Annotated in this window: 15 protein-coding genes and 1 pseudogene; 6 read left to right on the top strand and 10 right to left on the bottom strand. The window is 70.1% G+C overall.

Annotated features, from left to right (window positions below):
- Nucleotides 1–13: 13 nt before the first annotated feature.
- A complete protein-coding gene (locus AB8998_RS27555; RefSeq protein ID WP_369741076.1) occupies nucleotides 14–793 on the bottom strand; it encodes a class I SAM-dependent methyltransferase in 780 nt (259 codons plus the stop codon).
- Nucleotides 794–835: 42 nt separating this feature from the next.
- Between AB8998_RS27555 and AB8998_RS27550 the strand changes: the two genes are divergently transcribed.
- Nucleotides 836–2,029, top strand: coding sequence for a glycosyltransferase family 4 protein (locus AB8998_RS27550; RefSeq protein WP_369741075.1), 1,194 nt, complete (start codon nucleotides 836–838; stop codon nucleotides 2,027–2,029).
- Here AB8998_RS27550 and AB8998_RS27545 read toward each other — a convergent pair.
- Nucleotides 1,995–3,688: pseudogene (locus tag AB8998_RS27545) on the bottom strand (MmpA family trehalose lipid delivery protein). The gene AB8998_RS27550 and the pseudogene AB8998_RS27545 overlap by 35 nt on opposite strands.
- A gap of 21 nt (nucleotides 3,689–3,709) precedes the next feature.
- Nucleotides 3,710–4,993, bottom strand: coding sequence for a cell envelope lipid trafficking protein PgfA (gene pgfA / locus AB8998_RS27540; RefSeq protein WP_369741074.1), 1,284 nt, complete (start codon nucleotides 4,991–4,993; stop codon nucleotides 3,710–3,712).
- A gap of 208 nt (nucleotides 4,994–5,201) precedes the next feature.
- Here pgfA and AB8998_RS27535 point away from each other — a divergent pair, with 208 nt between their 5' ends.
- Nucleotides 5,202–6,398 carry an acyltransferase family protein gene (locus AB8998_RS27535; protein ID WP_369741073.1) on the top strand — a complete coding sequence of 399 codons (1,197 nt, stop codon included), beginning with the start codon at nucleotides 5,202–5,204 and terminating at the stop codon, nucleotides 6,396–6,398.
- A 323-nt stretch (nucleotides 6,399–6,721) separates the two neighbouring features.
- On the top strand, nucleotides 6,722–7,063 hold the full coding sequence (locus AB8998_RS27530; protein WP_369741072.1) for a type II toxin-antitoxin system VapC family toxin: 342 nt from the start codon (nucleotides 6,722–6,724) through the stop codon (nucleotides 7,061–7,063).
- A 4-nt stretch (nucleotides 7,064–7,067) separates the two neighbouring features.
- On the opposite strand, the gene AB8998_RS27525 is transcribed toward AB8998_RS27530, so the two are convergent.
- Entirely contained in the window at nucleotides 7,068–8,555 is a 1,488-nt protein-coding gene (locus AB8998_RS27525; RefSeq protein WP_369741071.1) for an AMP-binding protein, read from the bottom strand.
- Nucleotides 8,552–9,532, bottom strand: coding sequence for a phosphotriesterase family protein (locus AB8998_RS27520; protein WP_369741070.1), 981 nt, complete (start codon nucleotides 9,530–9,532; stop codon nucleotides 8,552–8,554). The genes AB8998_RS27525 and AB8998_RS27520 overlap by 4 nt, the downstream gene beginning before the upstream one ends.
- 74 nt (nucleotides 9,533–9,606) lie before the next feature.
- Between AB8998_RS27520 and AB8998_RS27515 the strand changes: the two genes are divergently transcribed.
- Nucleotides 9,607–11,334, top strand: coding sequence for an acyl-CoA dehydrogenase family protein (locus AB8998_RS27515; RefSeq protein WP_369741069.1), 1,728 nt, complete (start codon nucleotides 9,607–9,609; stop codon nucleotides 11,332–11,334).
- Between the two features lie 21 nt (nucleotides 11,335–11,355).
- Here the strand turns inward: AB8998_RS27515 and AB8998_RS27510 are convergent, their stop codons facing one another.
- Genes AB8998_RS27510 through AB8998_RS27500 form a run of 3 tightly spaced genes read right to left on the bottom strand, consistent with a single transcriptional unit; the run spans nucleotide 11,356 to nucleotide 13,328 of the window.
- Nucleotides 11,356–11,502, bottom strand: a complete 147-nt coding sequence (locus AB8998_RS27510) for a hypothetical protein (protein ID WP_369741068.1) — start codon at nucleotides 11,500–11,502, stop codon at nucleotides 11,356–11,358.
- A 21-nt stretch (nucleotides 11,503–11,523) separates the two neighbouring features.
- The gene (locus AB8998_RS27505; RefSeq protein WP_369741067.1) at nucleotides 11,524–12,069 is read right to left on the bottom strand and encodes a hypothetical protein; all 546 of its coding nucleotides are present in this window, start codon (nucleotides 12,067–12,069) and stop codon (nucleotides 11,524–11,526) included.
- A complete protein-coding gene (locus AB8998_RS27500; RefSeq protein WP_369741066.1) occupies nucleotides 12,066–13,328 on the bottom strand; it encodes an amidohydrolase in 1,263 nt (420 codons plus the stop codon). Before AB8998_RS27500 ends, AB8998_RS27505 begins: the two co-directional genes overlap by 4 nt.
- A gap of 220 nt (nucleotides 13,329–13,548) precedes the next feature.
- On the opposite strand from AB8998_RS27500, the gene AB8998_RS27495 reads away from it, so the two are divergent.
- A complete protein-coding gene (locus tag AB8998_RS27495) occupies nucleotides 13,549–14,223 on the top strand; it encodes a TetR/AcrR family transcriptional regulator (protein WP_369741065.1) in 675 nt (224 codons plus the stop codon).
- A 75-nt stretch (nucleotides 14,224–14,298) separates the two neighbouring features.
- Here AB8998_RS27495 and AB8998_RS27490 read toward each other — a convergent pair whose 3' ends face one another.
- Nucleotides 14,299–15,675, bottom strand: a complete 1,377-nt coding sequence (locus AB8998_RS27490; RefSeq protein ID WP_369741064.1) for an NADP-dependent succinic semialdehyde dehydrogenase — start codon at nucleotides 15,673–15,675, stop codon at nucleotides 14,299–14,301.
- 82 nt (nucleotides 15,676–15,757) lie between these two features.
- On the opposite strand from AB8998_RS27490, the gene AB8998_RS27485 reads away from it, so the two are divergent.
- On the top strand, nucleotides 15,758–17,407 hold the full coding sequence (locus AB8998_RS27485; protein WP_369741063.1) for an acetolactate synthase large subunit: 1,650 nt from the start codon (nucleotides 15,758–15,760) through the stop codon (nucleotides 17,405–17,407).
- 80 nt (nucleotides 17,408–17,487) lie between these two features.
- Here AB8998_RS27485 and AB8998_RS27480 read toward each other — a convergent pair whose 3' ends face one another.
- Complete coding sequence (locus AB8998_RS27480; RefSeq protein ID WP_369741062.1) at nucleotides 17,488–18,708, bottom strand: IS110 family RNA-guided transposase; 1,221 nt, start codon at nucleotides 18,706–18,708, stop codon at nucleotides 17,488–17,490.
- Nucleotides 18,709–18,775: the final 67 nt, after the last annotated feature.

Genomic DNA, 18,775 nt, shown 5'->3' with positions numbered 1-18,775 from the left:
ACGAGAACATGTTTCATTCCCGCGGTTTGAGGACCAGCACCAGATTGCTGACGAGGAACTCGCGCAGCGCCGGCACCGACGTCAGCCACCAGGCCCATCGGGGGTGGTAGCGGGGAAATGCGGCGACCGCCGCGCCCGTGCTCGCGGCCCAGGTGAGCCCGTCGGCGGCCGACACCGCGAACAACGACGACCCGTAGTCGTTCTTGGCCCGGTGGCCGTGTTTGCGGGCGTACCGCGCGGCGGCGCGCGCGCCGCCCAGATAGTGGGTAAGCCCCATCTCGTGGCCGCCGAACGGGCCCAGCCACACGGTGTAGGACAGGACCACCAGCCCGCCCGGCCTGGTGACCCGCAGCATCTCGCCGCCGAGCTGCCACGGCCGCGGCACGTGCTCGGCGACGTTGGACGACAGGCAGATGTCCACGGAGTCGTCGGCGAACGGCAACGCCATGCCCGACGCCCGGACGAACGTGCCCCCGCCCGGCCCCGTCCCGGGCCCCACGGGGCCGCCCGCGTGCATCTCGTTCGGGTCCGGCTCGACGCCGATGTAGCGGACACCGGCCCGGTCGAACGCCGCCGCGAAATAGCCGGGCCCGCCGCCGACGTCGAGCAGCGTGCGGCCGGCCGGGGCCTCGCCGCGGGCCGCCTGCCACAGGTCGCCGACCATCGCCGCGGTGTCGGCGGCCAGCGCCCCGTAGAACCGTGGCGGGTCGCGCCGTTCGAACCGGAACGCCGAGAGCAGCCGCAGCGAGCGGGCCAGCGTCGCCCGGCGGGCGAAGACGTCGGTGACGGCCACCGGCCAACCCTATGCAGTCTCGCCCCGGCTAGGCTGCACTCGATGTCTTCCCTGCGCTCCGTACTGCTGTTGTGCTGGCGCGACACCGGCCACCCCCAGGGCGGAGGCAGCGAGGCCTACCTGCAGCGCATCGGCGCGCACCTGGCCGACTCGGGCGTCGCCGTCACACTGCGGACCGCGCGGTATCCGGGCGCGCCGCGCCGGGAGGTCGTCGACGGCGTACGGATCGTGCGCGCCGGTGGCCGCTACTCGGTGTACGTGTGGGCGCTGCTGATGATGGCCCTGTCCGAAGCCGGGGCGCGGCTGGGGCTGGCGCGGCTGCGGCGCACGCGGCCCGACGTGGTCGTCGACGCGCAGAACGGTCTGCCGTTCTTGGCCAGGCTGGTGTACGGGCGCCGGGTGGTGGTGCTGGTGCACCACTGCCACCGCGAGCAGTGGCCGGTGGCCGGGCCGGTGCTCGGCCGGGTCGGCTGGTTCGTCGAGTCGAAGCTGTCGCCGTGGCTGAACCGGCGCAACCAGTACCTGACGGTGTCGCTGCCCTCGGCCCGCGACCTGGTCGCCCTCGGCGTGGACGACGAGCGGATCGCGGTCGTGCGCAACGGCCTCGACGAGGCGCCGGCGCCGTCGTTGTCCGGCTCGCAGGCGACGACCCCGCGGGTGGTGGTGCTCTCGCGGCTGGTGCCGCACAAGCAGATCGAGGACGCGCTGGAGGCGGTCGCGGAGCTGCGCCGCCGCAGGCCGGGAATCCCCGGCCTGCGCCTGGACATCATCGGCGACGGCTGGTGGCGGCGGCGGCTCGTCGAGCACGTGCACTCCCTCGGCATCGCCGACGCGGTGGTCTTCCACGGCCACGTCGACGACATCACCAAACACCACGTCCTGCAGAGCTCGTGGGTCCACGTGCTGCCCTCGCGCAAGGAGGGCTGGGGTCTGGCGGTCGTGGAGGCGGCCCAGCACCGAGTGCCCACCATCGGCTACCGGTCCTCGGGCGGCCTGTCCGACTCGATCATCGACGGGGTCACCGGCATCCTGGTCGACGATCGCGCCGAGCTGGTCGACCGCCTCGAGGAGTTGCTGACCGACCCCGTGCTGCGGGATCAACTCGGCGCCAAGGCACAGACCCGCACCGGCGAGTTCTCCTGGGCCCAGAGCGCGACCGCGCTGCGCGGTGTGCTGGAAGCGGTTCAGGCCGGCCGGCTGGTCAGCGGGCTGGTGTGCTGCGCCGAGCCGCGCTGACCGCCGCGCCGACGGCCCCCGCGACCAGCAGCGCCAGCCACGCCAGGTGCGCGGCCAGGGTCACGCCGCGCCGGGCCGCGGACACGCGCGCGGTGTCGCCGCCGATCCGGTAGAGCGCGATCTGATCGTCGCGGTAGACCGGCGTCAGGGCGTCCAGGGTGCGCCGCGCCACGCCCATGTCGCCGGCGCTGCCGGATTCGACGACCAGCCATCCCACGCCGTCGCTGGCCGCCGCCGACGCGTCGGGCCCCGCCAGCAGCAACCCCTGGACCGCCCGCGCGCGATCGCCCTCCCCGGGCACGAGAACCCCGGAGATGACCAGGTCGCCACTGCTCAGCACGTCGGCGCGCACCCAACGCGGCAGCGGGTCCAGCACCGGCGCGGACCGGACCAGGGGAAGCGCCGCATGGTGCCCGCCGGCAACACCGCGACAGCGCGGGGATCGGCGTTGACCGCCGCCGCCACGGCCGCCCACCCCGGCGGGTAGCGCACCGGCGCGACCCTGCCGCCCACACCCCACGCCAGGTCGGGCAGGGCCGCGATCAGCACGGCACAACACACCAGCGCCGTGATCGCCGGACGCGACCGGGGGCGCAGCGTCACCACCGCGCCGGCGCCGGCCAGCGCGTAGCCGGGCATCGCCAGGGCCACCCACTTCTGCCCGTCGCGCAGCACGCCGAGGCCGGGCGCGGCCTCGACGAGGGCGCCGAGCGCGTGCAGACCGGGCCCGGTCGCCAGCGCGGCCGGCACCAGCACCGACACCACCGCCAGCACGAGCAGCGGCGCCGCGGTGCGCCGGCGGGCCACCGCCGGCGCACCGGCCAGCACCACGCCCAGCAGCGCGACCGCCGACCAGATCGTGAAAAGCGTTGCCCGCGAGGCGGGTACTGCCTGGCCGTTCCAGATGCCGCCGAGGCTGGCCAGGCTGAGCAGCGTGCCCAGGCCGGGCTCGGCGCGCGGCGCGAACGCCCGCACCCCCGGCGCCGCGGCGGTGGTCAGCGGGGAGCCCAGCGCCGCCGCCGTCAGCCAGGGCAGCGCCGCCACCAGCGCGGCGCCCACCGTCACCGCGGCGCACAGCCGGCGCGAGCGGCCCGGGCCCGGCGCCCCGACGCACACCAGGGCGACCGTCGCCGCGAGCAGCAGCCCGGTCGGGGTCAGGCCGGCCAGCGCGATCCAGAACGCGAGGGCGAAGAACCCGCCCGCGCCGCCGGGCGACCCCGACGACCGCAGCGCGAGCATCGTCGTCGCCACCCACGGCAGGCAGCCGTACCCGACCAGCAGGCTCCAATGTCCCTGCAGCAGCCGTTCGGCCACGTACGGGTTCCAGATCGCCAGTGTGGTCGCGACGAACTGGCCGGCCGCCCCGGCCGCCGGCAGCGCCGTGGCGACCAGGCGCGCCGCACCCCACCCCGCCAGCCACAACCCGGCGACGAGCAGCACCTTGACCACGACGCCGCCGTCGAGAACCCGCGAGGCCAGCGCCACCGCGAAATCCTGCGGCGTCGCCCGCGGCGCCGACGTCAGTCCCAGGGCACCGTCGGACAGGTACGAGCGCGGCGTCGACACCGCGTCGCGCAACAGCAGATACCCGGGCCCCAGCAACGGTGCGGTGACCAGCAGCGCCAGGGCCAGCGCGTACCCGGGCCGGGTCCAGCACACGGTGAGCCCGTCCGAGCCGGGCTAGTCCCGCTCGGGTGCGCCGCCGGGGGTGTCGGGCTCGGGCGCCTCGGGCTCGGCCGGTTTGTCGGACGCCTGAGTCGGCGCATCCGGGTCGGCGCCCTCGCGACTCAGATCGGGACGCTGGGTGGGCAGTTTCTCGGTCTCGGCTTCGGCTCCGGGCACGGGCCCGTCGCCGCCGCGGCCGAAGAACTCCTGGTCACCGCGGTCCAGGCCGGGATCGGTCAGCGCGCTCTCGGTGCGCAGGCTGAACGAGGCCAGCAGTGCGCCGCCGATCACAGCGATCAGGCCGACCGCGGTGAAGGTGATCGGCAGCACCCGCGACCACAGGGCCAGCCGGTCGCGCTCGTCGCGGGCGGCGTTGACCTGCGATTCGACGGTGTCCTCGTTGGAGGTGACCTTGTAGTCGACCAGCGTCAGCTCCGGCTTCAGCGGATCACGCGCGTAGTAGTGGTTCGCGTGCACGGCCTGCTTGACAATGGTGCCCGACACCGGGTCCACCCAGAAGGTCTTCTGCGCGGCGTAGTAGCGGGTCATGGTGATCTGCTCGCCGGGATCGCCGGGCACGCCCCACATGGACGCGGGGGCGGTGACCTTGCCGTCCTCGTTGCCGCCGTACAGCGACGGGTAGACGACGGGCGCCACCAGCTTGCCGGCGCCGTTGTAGCCGATGTTCTGCGTGAACCGGTAGGTCGTCAGCCCGTTGACGTCGTCCTGGCTGTCGTAGTTGACGTCGAACGCCTTCTGCGCGATCGGATCGAAGTACGGGTACGTCTTCTTCTCGGTGTGAAACGGGAAGCGGTAGGACAGCCCGTCGTGGCGCAGCGGGATCGCGGTCGGCGGGTTCTCGTCGCCGAAGGCGCGGGGCTTCTGGACCGAGCCGCCGGGGTGGGTGTCGTCGGACACGGCCATGGCCGTCTTGCGGTTGAGGGTGACGGTGTCGACGATCGCCAGCAGCAGCCCGCTGTCCTTCTGCTTGTCGGTGCGCCGGACCGTCGACCCGACCTGCAGCGTGACCACGTCGGCGTTGGCGGGCGACTCGACGGTGATCTGCTGCTGGGAGACCAGCGGCACGTTCTTGTTGGTCACCAGGTGATCGGTGGACAGGGACCCCAGGTCGAGCGCGGTGCCGGTGCCGTCGCTGACCAGCGTGGTGTCGATGTCGAGCGGCACCCTGGTGATCCTGCTGCTGGTGTACGTCGACAGCAGCAGCGCGGCGATCAGCAGGGCGGCTCCGAGTCCGATGATTCCGCACGCGGCGAATCGCAACATGACTGCTCGGTTCACGTTGCCGTGTCCTCCTCATGGTCCATCGAGGCCCCTCGCTGCTCCCCGGGCCCGCCGGCCGGACCGGACAGCAGGCAAACCCGTTTGACCCTAACAGCAGATCACCGGGCCCCGGCGGAGGAACCAGACGCCGCGGTCAGGTAGTGGGGTGTACCCGGAATGTGGCACGGCATCACGGGCACACTGTGACGATGACCGACGGGACGAGATGATGACCGACGGGACGATGACCGACGGCCGACTGGTCGGGGGGAGCCGCAGCTTCCTGCCCGCCGTGGAGGGCATGCGCGCGTGCGCGGCCATCGGCGTGGTCGTCACCCATGTCGCCTTCCAGACGGGCCACTCCAGCGGTGTCGACGGCCGGCTGTTCAGCCGCTTCGACCTGGCCGTCGCCGTCTTCTTCGCGCTGTCGGGATTCCTGTTGTGGCGCGGCCACGTCGCGGCGGCGCGCGGCACCGACCCCGCGAGGCGCCCCCGCACCGGGCACTACCTGCGGTCGCGGTTCGTCCGCATCATGCCGGCCTACGTGGTGGCGGTCGTGGTGATCCTGACCCTGCTGCCCGACGCCGACCACGCCAGCCCGACGGTGTGGCTGGCCAATCTGACGCTCACCCAGATCTACGTACCGCTCACCCTGACCGGCGGGCTGACCCAGATGTGGAGCCTGTCCGTCGAGGTCGGCTTCTACCTGGCGTTGCCGCTGCTGGCGCTGCTGGCGCGGCGGATCCCGGTCCGGGCCCGGGTGCCCGCGATCGCGGCGCTGGCGGCCCTCAGCTGGGCGTGGGGCTGGACCCCCCTGGTGGCCGGGCACGCCGATTCCGGCGCCAACCCCCTGAACTGGCCGCCGGCGTTCTTCTCCTGGTTCGCCGCGGGGATGCTGCTGGCGGAGTGGGTCTACAGCGACGTCGGGTGGCCGCACCGGCTGGCCCGCCGTCGGGTGCCGATGGCCGTCATCGCGGTGCTCGCCTACCTGGTCGCGGCGTCACCGCTGGCCGGTCCTGAGGGCCTGGTCCCGGGGACCCCGGCGCAGTTCGCGGTGAAGACCGCGATGGGCTCGCTGGTGGCTTTCGCGCTGGTGGCGCCCCTGGTGCTGGACCGGCCCGGCACGCCGCACCGGCTGTTGGGCAGCACCGGCATGGTCACGCTGGGGCGCTGGTCCTATGGGCTGTTCGTGTGGCACCTGGCCGCGCTGGCCATGGTGTTCCCGGTGATCGGGACATTTCCCTTCACCGGCCGGATGCCGACGGTGCTGGTGCTGACGCTGCTGTTCGGTTTCGCGATCGCCGCGGTGAGCTACGCCCTGGTCGAGTCGCCCTGCCGAGAATGGTTGCGCCGCTGGGAAAAGGGGCGCCGACCGACGGACGTCCCGGCCTTCGACGCGGAGGCGGACGCCATTGCGCCGTGACGGTGCCGATGACCAGCAGTGATGCAGATTTGCACGATACGGTGCGTTGATGCCTAAGACGGTACAGATTCGTGACATCGACGACGACGTCTATGCCGGTCTGCTGCGCTGCGCCGCGCCGCGGAGGAGGGCATCACGGTGCCCGAACTCTTGCGCCGGGAGGCGGTGCGGCTGGCGTCGCGGCCGTCGATCGCGCAGTGGTTGGCGCGAACCGGACGTCGGCCTTCGACCGTCTCCGCCGCCGAGGTGCTGGCCAGGTTGGACGAGTGGCGCGGCGAGTGGCCTCACGCTGATCGTTGACGCCTCGTGCCTGTTCGAGGTCGTTGCGGACACACCTCGCCGCCGACACCGAGCACGCGGCGCCGCATGCCATCGACGTGGAAGTGATGGGTGTGATCCGCGCCCAGCACCTGCGCGGCCGGCTCGACGCGACAGGCGCGTCGCAGGCGACCGTCGATCTGCGGGACTGGCCCGGGGAACGCGTGGGCCATCGCTGGCTGCTGGAGCGGGCATGGCAGCTACGCGATTCGGTGCGTGGCTGGGACGCGTTCTACGTCGCGCTCGCCGAGGCCTTCGACGCGACGCTGGTGACACTGGATGCGCGGCTGGCCCGCGCGCACGGGCCCGCGCACCGGCCTCAGTGTCGCATCGAGGTCCTCGACTGACCGCTCAGCGGACTTGCGATCGCGCCATGATCTCGGCGCGCACCGCCGAGCGCCGCGCCTTGCCGGCGTCGTCGCGTAACGGGGTGTCGACGAACTCTACATGATGCGGCACCTTGTACGACGAAACGTGTTCGCGCAGAAAGTTTTTCACGCCCTCGGCGTCCAGCCCCGAGCCGTCGGCGGTGTGCACCAGGGCGTAGGGCACCTGGCCGAGGTCCTCGTGCGGAACCCCGACGACCAGGCACGACAGCACGTCCGGATGCGCCGACAGGGCGTTCTCGATCTCGGCGGGGTACACGTTGCGCCCGCCCACGGTGAACATGTCGACGCGGCGGTCGGACAGGTACAGGAACCCGTCCTCGTCGAAGTGGCCGAGGTCGCCGAGTGAGTCCCAGCCGTCGCGGTTCTTGGCCGTGGCGCCCACGTAGCGGTAGGTCGGCGCGCTGCCCGGGGCGGGTCGCATGTAGATCTCGCCGACCACGCCCGGCGGGCAGGGGTTGCCGTCGTCGTCGAGCACCTTCATCTCCCCGGCGACCACCACGCCGACCGAGCCGCGATGGGTCAGCCACTGGTCGCCGGAGATGAAGGTCAACGCCTGTAATTCGGTGCCGCCGTAGAGTTCCCAGACCTTTTCCGGCCCCAGCAGGTCGATCCAGGCCTGCTTGACGGCCGGCGGGCACGGCGCGCCCAGGTGCCAGAACCGCCGCAGCGACGACAGGTCGTAGGCCCCCGGGTCGGCTTCGCGGGCGGCCAGGTAGACGGGCAGCACCCGCTGCATGATCGTGGGCACCGTCGTCATGAAGGTGACGCGATGCTCGGTGATCAGCCGGAGGAACTCGTGCGGGTCGAACCGGGGCATCACCACCAGGTGGTGGCGCATCAGCAACGCGATCGTCGCGGTGGTGAAGCCGGTGTTGTGGCTCATCGGCACCGACATCAACGTGGTGTCGCCCTCCTGCGCGCCGAGGGGATAGCCGATGGCGGCCGGCACCCGGCTGTCGCCGCCGGACTCGATGAGCTTGGGTCGGCCGGTGCTGCCGCCCGAGCCCATCGCCTTCCACACCGGCGAGACCGCCTCGGGCAGCGCGGCGTCCGACAGCGACGGGTCGGGCGCGAAACCGGCCGGCACGCTGGGGATGTCGGGGCTTTCGCGGCCGACCAGCAGGGCCGGTGGCCGCAGCTCGAGCAGGCCGGTCAACTCCGCCTCCGGCAGCCGCGCCGACAGGGGCTGGGGCACCGCGCCCAGCTTCCAGCACGCCACCGCGGCCTGGATCCATTCGATGGAGTTGGGCAGCACCATGGTGACGTAGTCGCCGACGCCGACGCCGACGCCGCGCTCGGCGTAGGCGCGGGCCAGCCGGTTCGTCGAACGGTCGAGTTCGGCGCGGGTGAGGGTCACCCCGTCGCAGGTGACCGCGGGCTCGTCGGGTGCGAGCGCGGCCAGCGCCGAGATCTGGGTTCCGATCGGCGGAATCGGCTCGCTCTGCGTCACTCGTAGGCGCCCCGTCGCTCGAAGATCTTCCGCGGGTTGTCGACGAGCATCGTGTGCAGCTGCTCGTCGGTGACGCCGCGCTGCTTGAGCGCGGGGATCACGTCGTTGTGGATGTGCAGGTAGTGCCAGTTCGGCATGACCTGCGGCACCAGCTCCTCGGGCAGCGCGTCGAAGTAGCAGTTGGCGTCGTGGGAGAGCACCATCTTGTCGGCGTGCCCGCGCTCGCACATCTGCGCCACGATGTTGACCCGGTCCTCGAACAGGGAGATCACGTCGATGCCGAACCGGTCCATCCCGAGGTAGGACCCGGCGGCGATGAGCTCCTCGAGGTAGCCGACGTCGGTGCTGTCGCCGGAGTGGCCGATGACCACCCGGCTCAGGTCGACGCCCTCCTCCTCGAAGATCTTCTGCTGCTCGAGCCCGCGCCGCAGCCCGGCGTGGGTGTGGGTGGAGATCGGCACCCCGGTGCGCTTGTGCGCCTGGGCCACCGCGCGCAGCACCCGCTCGACGCCCGGGGTGACGCCGGGAGCGTCGGTGGCGCACTTGAGGATTCCGGCCTTGATCCCGGTGTCGGCGATGCCCTGCTCGATGTCGCGGACGAACATGTCGGTCATGATCTCCGGGCCGCCCAGCTCGGCGCCGGGACCCAGGTAGTGGAAATAGAACGGCACGTCGTTGTAGGTGTACAGCCCGGTCGCGACGACGATGTTCAGCTCGGTGGCCGCGGCCACCCGCGCGATGCGCGGGATGTAGCGGCCCAGCCCGATCACCGTCAGGTCGACGATGGTGTCCACCCCGCGGGACTTCAGCTCGTTGAGGCGGTCGATGGCGTCGGCGACCCGCTGCTCCTCGTCGCCCCAGGCTTCGGGATAGTTCTCGGCGATCTCGGTGGTCATGATGAACACGTGCTCGTGCATCAGCGTCACGCCGAGGTCGGCGGTATCGATGGGCCCGCGGGCGGTATTGAGTTCTGACACGCGACTGATGCTAGGTCGGCCGGCGCTCGGCCAACAGGGTCCCGGCGAAGCCGTTTTGGCAGTACGGTCACGTCATGTTGCTCAACCCCAATCACCTGCAGCGCAAATACCCGGACCGTCGCTCGGGGGAGATCATGGCCGCGACGGTGGAGTTCTTCGAGTCGCGGGGGAAGGCCCGGCTGAAGGCCGACGACCACGACCGGGTGTGGTACTCCGACTTCTTGGACTTCATCGCGCGCGAGCGCATCTTCGCCTCGCTGCTGACGCCGTCGCAGTACGGCACCTCACGGCACGGCGACTGCCGCTGGGACACCTACCGCATCAGCGAGTTCGCCGAGATCGTCGGCTTCTACGGGCTGAGCTACTGGTACCCGTTCCAGGTCACCGCGCTGGGCCTGGGCCCGATCTGGATGAGCGAGAACTCCGATGCCAAGCGCAAGGCGGCCGCCCAGCTCGAGGCCGGCGAGGTGTTCGCCTTCGGCCTGTCCGAGCAGGCCCACGGCGCCGACGTGTACCAGACCGACATGGTCCTGACGCCCAGCCCGGGCGGCCGGACCGGCTGGGTCGCCAATGGCGAGAAGTACTACATCGGCAACGCCAACGTGGCGCGGATGGTGTCGACGTTCGGCAAGATCGCCGGCGGCCCGGCACAAGACGACGAGTACGTGTTCTTCGCCGCCGACTCCCGGCACGAGCGCTACGACCTCATCAAGAACGTGGTGAACTCGCAGAACTACGTCGCCAACTACGCGCTGCGCGACTATCCGGTCAGCGAGGCCGACATCTTGCACCGCGGTCCCGGGGCGTTCCACGCCGCCCTGAACACCGTCAACGTCTGCAAGTACAACCTGGGCTGGGGCTCCGTGGGCATGTGCACCCACGCCATGTACGAGGCGATCACCCACGCGTCCACCCGACGGCTGTACGGCACCGTCGTCACCGACTTCAGCCACGTGCGCCGCCTGCTCACCGACGCCTACCTGCGCCTGGTCGCCATGCGTCTCGTCGCCACCCGGGCCTGCGACTACATGCGCAGCGCGTCGGCCGCCGATCGTCGCTACCTGCTCTACAGCCCGCTCACCAAGGCGAAGGTGACCGGCGAGGGCGAGCGGGTGATGACCGCGCTGTGGGACGTGATCGCCGCGAAGGGCGTGGAAAAGGACACCTTCTTCGAGACCGTGACCCGCGAGATCGGCCTGCTGCCCAGGCTTGAGGGCACCGTCCACATCAACGTCGGGTTGCTCGCCAAGTTCATGCCCAACTTCCTGTTCGCTCCGGATGCCGCGCTGCCCGTGATCGGCCGCCGCGACGAGGCCGCCGACGACGCCTTCCTGTTCGCCCAGGGCCCGACCGGCGGCCTGGGCAAGGTGCGTTTCCATGATTGGCGCGCGCCGTTCGAGAGCTACGGTCACCTGCCCAATGTGGCGTTGCTGCGCGAGCAGATCGACGTGCTCGCCGAGATGCTGGCGGCCGCCACCCCGGACGCGGCGCAGCAGCGCGACGTCGACTTCGCGTTCGCCGTCGGCCAGCTGTTCGCCGTGGTGCCCTACGCGCAGCTCATTCTCGAGGAGGCCGGGCTGTCGGGAGTGGATCCGGCGCTGCTCGACGAGATCTTCGGCGTGCTGGTCCGCGACTCCAACGCCTACGCCGTCGAGTTGCACGACAAGCAGGCGACCACCGACGAGCAGGGCCGCTTCGCGATGCGGATGCTGCGCCGCCCGGCGCACGATCCCGCACGCTCCGACCAGGTCTGGAAGGAATACGTGCTGCCGATGGGCGGGGCCTACCGGATGCGGCCCTGAGCTCCACGCCGGTAGGTGCGGCTACGTCAGCGGCGTGATCGCGGTCGCGAGATCCGCCAATGCGCCCCGCAGACCGGGAATGAGACCGCCGAACTGCGAGCCCCCGAGCGTCACGGTTTGGGTGACCGGGGGCCCGACCACCGGTGTGGCCACCGCGGTCGCCACCACCGGCTGCAGCGGCGTGAGGATTCACGCGGTCAACGACTGGGTGGTGGCGCCCGGGATCGTCAGCAGCGACGGCGGCAGGTCCAGCGTGATCGTGCCCTGACCGTTGAGGAAGCCGTTGGCGATGACGGCCGGAGCATTGGCGAGTGCACCGAACGCGCCCGCGACGTTGCCGGTCTGCACCGCGGTGACGAACGTCGTGCCGCTCAGCGCCGCAGCCTGCGCGGTAACGATCGGGGCGCCGAGTGCGTCCAGCGCGAGCGTCAGTGGGAGCCCCGTGGTGAACGACGGATTGACCAGCGATATCACGGCGGTGATTGAGGTATCCGTCACGGTCTTGAGGACGTTGGTCATGTTCTGCGCGATGTCACCGGGGATGGACAGGGTGGGCAGCAGGCCTCCCAGAGCGCCGTTGATCGTCACGGTCGGCACGTTGTCGTAGTTGAAGCCGGTGAACACCGGGTCGAGGTAGCCCTTCCCCAGGGCCTGCACCGCGCCGCCGACGTCGACTGCGACGACCCTGCGAGCCTCGTCGCGTGCCCGCCGTGCGTGCTGCGGTCGGCTGCTCACGTACCGAGCAGATCGAGCATCACATGGCTGGCGACTTTGGCCCCGAACGGGACCGCCGCCAGGTCGACCCGGTAGTCGGGGCTGTGCGGAGAGTAGGGGAACAGCTTTCCGGCCGCCAGCGCTTCGGCGTACACCTGCGGATCGGCCACCCCGACGAACAGGTATGCCAGGGGTAGGTCCTGGTGCGGGCCTTTGAGCAGCTGGCAGTCCTCCGACGCCGTCACCGGCGCCAGGTGCGTCAAGACGTGTTCCGGCCCGATCGCCTCGCCCAGCGCCGCGGCCAGCCGGGCGCACAGGTTCTCGTCGTTGACCAGCGGCGTGCAGCCACCGGCAAGCGTGATCTGCGGAAGCCGGTCCTCGGGCATCCCGTAGGTGCGGGCGATGCCGTCGCAGACGGCGTTGATCCCGTCGATCAATCGTTCGCGCACCTGCGGGTCGAACCATCGCAGATTGACCTTCAGCAACGCCTGGGTCGGTATGACGTTGTGGGCCGAGCCGGCCTGCACCGAACCGACGGTCAGCACCGCGGTCTCCTGCGGGGGGATCATCCGGCTGACGATCGTCTGGAATTCGACGACCGCCAGCGCGGCCATCACCACCGGGTCCTTGGCCAGCTGCGGCATCGACCCGTGGCCGCCGACGCCGTGGAACACGATGTCCAACTGGTCCGAGCCGGCCAGGGTCGGGCCGCCGGCAGCGGCCACCATGCCGACCGGACCGGGCGCCGTGTGCATACCGATGAGGTGATCCGGTCTCGGCACCACGTCGTACAGGCCGTCGTCGACCATGGCCTGCGCTCCAGCGATCAGTTCCTCGGCGGGCTGGCCGACCAGCACCGCGGTACCCGACCATGCGTCGGTTGCGGCGACGAGCACCTTGGCCATCCCCAACATCCAGGTGACGTGGGCGTCGTGCCCGCAGACGTGCGCGACCGGTAACGGGGTGCCGTCCTCGCCGGAAACCTGCGCGGTGCTCGCATAGTCCAAGCCGGTGTTTTCGGCGACGGGCAGGGCGTCCATGTCGGCGCGGTACATGACGGTCGGCCCGGCGCCGTTGTGCAGCGTTGCCGCCACGCCGGTGCCGCCGATCCCGGTCGTCACCGCGAAACCCAGCCCGTTCAGCTCTCGGGCGACGATCCCTGCGGTGCGGGTCTCGGCGAACCCCAGCTCGGGATGGCGGTGCAGGTCTTTGAACAACTCGACCAGGCGAGACGCTGCGGCGTCGACTGCGGCGTCCACGAGGTGTGCGCGTGTCGTCACTGCTGCTGACCTTTCGCTATCGGAGTGAGCTGGAAGCTCACCTCGTCGATCTCGCCCCGTCGATTCGGTCGCCCACCGCTCGGACCAACCGTAGTCCGCGCACTGGCACCGGCGCCGTCGTCGTCGGTCCGGCAAAGACCCAGCCAGTGTGTGGAACGCTCCTTGACCCTGATGCACCTCACGGTAGAGTGACCAACGCTCATTAAAGACGGGAGCCACCATGCCGACGGTGACGTGGGCACGTGTCGACCCCGCCCGACGCGCGGCGGTGATAGAAGCCGCAGAGTCCGAGTTCGGGGCGCACGGATTCTCCGGAGGGAGCCTGAACGTCATCGCGCGCCGCGCGGGTGTCGCCAAGGGCAGCCTGTTCCAGTACTTCGCGGACAAGCGCGACCTGTACGCCTACATCGCCGACATCGGCAGCCAGCGGGTTCGCGCCTACGTGGAGGACCTCATCCGCGACCTCGACCCGACCCGGCCGTTCTTCGTGTTCCTCACCGACCTGCTGGATGCGTGGGTGGCCTATTTCGCCGAGCATCCACACGAGCGCGCCCTGCACGCCGCGGCGACGCTGGAGGTCGACACCGACGCCCGCATCAGCGTGCGCAGCGTCATCCACCGGCACTACCTCGAGGTGTTGCGTCCGCTGGTCCGCGACGCGCAGGTGCGCGGCGACCTAAGGGCCGATGCCGACACCGAAGCACTGCTGTCGCTGCTGCTGTTGCTCTTCCCGCACCTCGCCCTGGCCCCTTACATGCGCGGCCTGGATCCCGTCCTCGGGCTCGACGAGCCCAGCCCGGAGCAGCCGGCGCTGGCAGTGCGCAGGCTCGTCGCGGTGCTGGTTGCAGCCTTCTCCAACCAGCCAGCCGTCCAACGATCTGAGGAAGTCAGATGACCTTCGGCATCTCGGTGGACGCGGCGGTTCGCCGGGGAGCACACAAGGCACTGTCCGTCGTCGAATGGCGAGCAGCTAACCCACCCAGACGCTCTTGGCGTTGCAGAACTCCTTGATCCCCAGCCCGGCCAGCTCGCGTCCGTAGCCGGATCGCTTGATGCCCCCGAAGCCGAGTTCGGGGTAGGACACCGTCATCCCGTTGATGAAGACCTGGCCGGCCTCGATCTCGTCGATGAAGCGCCGCTGCTCGGCCTCGTCGCGGGTCCAGGCGTTGGAGCCCAGCCCGAAGCTCGTCGCGTTGGCGATCTCGATGGCCTCGTCCATGCCGGCGGCCCGGTACATCGACGCGACCGGCCCGAAGACCTCCTCGGTGTAGAGCGCCATGTCCCGGGTGATGTCGGTGACCACCGTCGGCGGGTAGAACCACCCCGCCCGGTCCAGCGGCTTGCCGCCGCAACGGATCGTGGCGCCCGCCGCGGCGGCGTCGTCGACCTGCTTGGCGATCTCGTCCCGGCCGGACTCGGTGGCCAGCGGGCCCACGTCGGTGTCCGGGTCCGTCGGGTCGCCGACTTTCAGGGCCTGCATGCGCTCGACGTACTTGTCGACGAACGTCTCGTAGATGTCGGCGTGCACGATGAAGCGCTTGGCCGCGATGCAGGACTGCCCGTTGTTCTGCACGCGGGCGGTGACCGCGGTCTTGACGGCCTCGTCGAGGTCCGCCGACGGCATCACGATGAACGGGTCGCTGCCCCCGAGCTCGAGCACGGTCGGCTTGATCTCGTCGCCGGCGATGGCGGCCACCGACTGGCCGGCCGGCTCGCTGCCGGTCAGCGTGGCCGCCGCGACCCGGGGGTCGCGCAGGATGCGCTCCACGGCGCCCGACGACACCAGCAGCGTCTGGAAGCAGCCGTCGGGAAAGCCGCCGCGGGCGATCACGTCGGCGAGGTACAGCGCGGTCTGCGGGACGTTCGACGCGTGCTTGAGGAGGCCGACGTTGCCGGCCATCAAGGCGGGAGCGGCGAACCGGACGGCCTGCCAGAGCGGGAAGTTCCACGGCATCACCGCCAGCACCACGCCCAGCGGCTGGTAGCGGACGTATGCCCGCGACGCCCCCACTTTCTCCGCGTCGGCCGGCTCGTCGGCCAGCAGCTCCTCGGCGTTCTCGGCGTAGTAGCGAAAACCCTTGGCGCACTTGAGAACTTCTGCCTTAGCCGCCTTCAGGGTCTTGCCCATCTCCAGCGTCATCATCGCGGCGGTGTCGTCGGCCTCGGCTTCGAGCAGGTCGGCGGTGGCGTTTGCCCACCGCGCCCGCTGGGCAAAGGTGGTGTTATGGCGGTAGTCCTGGAACCGGGCGTAAGCGCGGGCGATCGCCGCGTCGACTTGCTCGTCGGTCGCCGGGGTGAAGGTTTTGACTGTCTCGCCGGTGGCCGGATTGATGGTGGCGATGGGCACGCTGACATCCTTCGTTCTGCGGTCGGTGTGAAAGGTTCCGATATCCAGCCTGCCACTATCGTGGCGATGAGGGAGGTGCCGGATGACTAAAGCGGCCGAGTTGATGGTCAAGTGCCTGGAAAACGAGGGGGTTTCCGTCGTCTTCGGTCTGCCGGGCGAGGAGAACATCCGCTTCGTGCAGGCGCTGGCCGCCTCCGGCATCCGCTACGTGCTGACCCGGCACGAGCAGGCCGCGTCGTTCATGGCCGAGATGTACGGACGCGTCACCGGCCGCGCCGCGGTCGTGTCGAGCACGCTGGGGCCCGGCGCGATCAACATGCAGCTCGGCGTCGCCGACGCGACCACCAACAGCACGCCGCTGGTCGCGATCTCCGCGCAGGTCGGTCACGACCGCGAGTACAAGGAGTCGCACCAGTACGTCGACCTCGTTTCGATGTTCGCCCCGATCACCCGCTGGGCCGCCGCGGTGCCCACCGTGCACGCCATCCCGGAGATGTTCCGCAAGGCGTTCAAGACCGCCGAGACCGAGCGCCCGGCGGCGGTCTATCTCTCGGTGCCCGAGGACATCGACGCCGATGACACCGACTACCCCGACCTGAAACCGCTGCGCCGCGACGTCGTCCACGCCGACGCGCCGGCGCCCGGCCAGGTGGAGCGCGCGGTGGCGATCCTGCGCGGGGCGCAGCGGCCGGTGCTGCTGGCCGGGCACGGCGCGGCCCGCAGCGACGCGACCGGGGCACTGGTGCGCTTCTCCGAGCAGTTCGGCATCAAGGTCGCGTGCACCTTCCACGGCAAAGGCGTCATGCCCGACGACCACCCCAACAGCATCGGGACCATCGGGTTCATGCGGCACGACTACGTCAACTTCGGCTTCGACAACGCCGACGTGGTGATCGCCGTCGGCTACGAGCTGCAGGAGTTCGATCCGGTGCGGATCAACCCGCAGGCCGACAAGAAGATCATCCACGTCCACCACTTCCCGGCCGAGGTCGACGCGCACTACCCCGTCGACGTCGGGATCATCGGCGACATCAGCGCCTCGCTGGACGCGCTCACCGAGGCGCTCGACGGCCACCGCTATCACCGCGACGGCGAGGTGCCGGGCTCGGGCCTGCTCGCCGAGGAATTCGCTCGGGGGCAACAGGATTCACGGTATCCGCTGGCGCCGGCGCGGATCGTCGCCGACACCCGCGCCGCGCTGGGCCGCGACGACGTCGTCCTGGTCGACACCGGCGCGACCAAGATGTGGATGGCCCGGCTCTACCCGACCTACGAACGCAACACCTGCCTGGTCTCGAACGGCCTGTCCACCATGAGCTTTGCGCTGCCCGGTGCGCTCGGCGTCAAGATTGCCCGGCCGGACGCGAAGGTGCTGGCCGTCGCCGGCGACGGTGCGTTCCTGATGAACTCCCAGGAGATCGAGACCGCGGTGCGGGAGCGGATCCCGCTGGTGGTGTTGATCTGGGAGGACGGCGGCTACGGCCTCATCGAGTGGAAGATGGACCTCGAGCTCGGCGAGCACTGCTACGTCAAGTTCGGCAACCCGGACATCGTGACCTACGCGGAAAGCTTCGGCGCCAAGGGATATCACATCGACAGCGCCGACGAGCTGCTGCCGACGCTGCGGACCGCGCTGGCCGACGACGGCGTCTCGCTGATCTGCTGCCCGGTCGACTACTCGGAGAATCTGCGGCTGACCAACCGCCTCGGAGAGCTGGACGAGACGCTGTAGTGCCGTCGAAACAACTTGTGTCACTGTGGTTTCTGTGGTCACATTCCGGGGTTTGTTGATGCTCCTATTTCTGTTAAAAGTCAAGCGGCGTGGGTGAGCTGGGTGTTTAGCCATTGGCGGTAGTTGGCGGCGAGGGTGTCGTCGCGTTTGAGGCCGCGTTCGAGGCGGGAGATGTCGTTAGGCCAGACGCCGAAGTGGTCAGCGACGGCGGTCAAAGTGATGTTTTGAGCTGGACGGGTCGGCCGTAGGTCGCTGTAGTCGTCGATCGGGCAGGGCGTGGTGAGGTGTTTGAACATCTCACGGGCGATTGCGCGTTTGAGCAGCCGCAGGATCTCTTTTTTGGACCGGCCAGCAGCGGTCTGGCGGGTGACGTAGTCGCGGGTCCGTGAGTCGTGGGACATGCGGACCAGGGCGATGCGGTAAAGGGCGTTGTTGGCGGCGCGATCTCCGCCGCGGGAGAGTCGATGTCGGGTGGTTTTGCCGGAGGAGGCCGGGACGGGGGCGACACCGGCAAGCCTGGCGAACGAGGCTTCCGACCGCAGTCGGTGACTGTTGGTGCCTGCGGTCACCAGGAGCTGGGCGGCGGTGTCGGGGCCGACGCCGTAGGCGGCGCGCAGTGCGGGATTGATTGCGGTGGTCATGGTGTCGAGCTCGTTGGTCAGTTCGTCGTTCTGGCGCTCGAGGAACTCGACTCGCTGTGCCAGGGCTTTGCAGGACATCAGCACCGCGATGGTGACCGGATCTTGGCCAGTGGTGGGCCGGCACCTGGCCAGGGCCCGCACCAGTGTCAGTGTGGTGGTGTAGCGGCGGTAGCGCTCGCGTAGCTCGGCGGGCGCGGTGACCAGGAGGTCTTTGATCTGTTGGATAGCTGCGGTGCGGGCTTTCACGGCGCCGCGGCGGGCGATCAGTAGGGCTTTGAGTGCATTGGTGTTGGGATCTTTAGGTACGGCCAGGCCGTCGCCGGCCCGCACCGCACGGGCCGCACTGTAGGCGTCCAGCGGGTCGGACTTTCCTTGTCGGCGGCGAGCGGCCCGGTCGGGTCGGTTGACCTCGACCACGTGAATATCGTTGGCATGCAATGCTTGTGTGAACCCTGCGCCGTAGCTGCTGGTGCCCTCGACGCCAGCGCTTACGACTTCACCAAAGCTGCGGGCCCAGGTGATCGCGGCGTGGTAGCCGGTAGGGCTGGTGCGGAATTCGGCGTCGCCGAGAAGTTGGCCGGTGTCGGTGATAGCGGCGAGATGAATGGTGTCCAGATGGGTGTCGGCGCCGATAACAACCCAGCAGTGTGGGGATGTCACGATGGTGGTGTCCTCTCCGTTGCAATGAACCGTGCGGTAGGTGACAACCCGGTGGGGCGGGCAGACA

It is taken from the genome of Mycobacterium sp. HUMS_12744610, from assembly GCF_041206865.1.
Lineage (GTDB): Bacteria > Actinomycetota > Actinomycetes > Mycobacteriales > Mycobacteriaceae > Mycobacterium > Mycobacterium servetii.
Note: the sequence above shows the minus strand (reverse complement) of the source record. Positions and strands in the feature narration are given on the sequence as shown.